Below are 580 nucleotides of genomic sequence, written 5' to 3'. Positions count from 1 at the left end.
GCATTCAATCACGTTGTTCCGGTACTTAATCTGTCGGTGTTCAACGTCAGACGGGCACCGGCCTTCGCGTTTGAGCAGAGCAAGCGCGCGACCATAGGCGGGCGCTTTATCCGTGTTGATGAATCGCGGGATCTGCCACTTCTTCACGTTGTTGAGGATTTTACCCAGAAACCGGTATGCAGCTTTGCTGTTACGACGGGAGGAGAGATAAAAATCGACAGTGCGGCCCCGGCTGTCGACGGCCCGGTACAGATACGCCCAGCGGCCATTGACCTTCACGTAGGTTTCATCCATGTGCCACGGGCAAAGATCGGAAGGGTTACGCCAGTACCAGCGCAGCCGTTTTTCCATTTCAGGCGCATAACGCTGAACCCAGCGGTAAATCGTGGAGTGATCGACATTCACTCCGCGTTCAGCCAGCATCTCCTGCAGCTCACGGTAACTGATGCCGTATTTGCAGTACCAGCGTACGGCCCACAGAATGATGTCACGCTGAAAATGCCGGCCTTTGAATGGGTTCATGTGCAGCCCCATCAGCAAAAGGGGATGATAAGTTTATCACCACCGACTATTTGCAACA

The 580-nt window shown here is 54.0% G+C and carries 1 protein-coding gene; it reads right to left on the bottom strand.

All coding sequences use genetic code 11. From position 1 onward, the window contains the following. Positions 1–522 (bottom strand): IS6-like element IS26 family transposase (locus R7Q46_RS28860; RefSeq protein ID WP_048231192.1); only part of this gene is annotated, 522 nt, incomplete at its 3' end. Positions 523–580: the final 58 nt, after the last annotated feature.

The organism is Vibrio sp. 811, from assembly GCF_033339195.1.
This window is presented reverse-complemented; position numbering and strand designations above follow the sequence as displayed.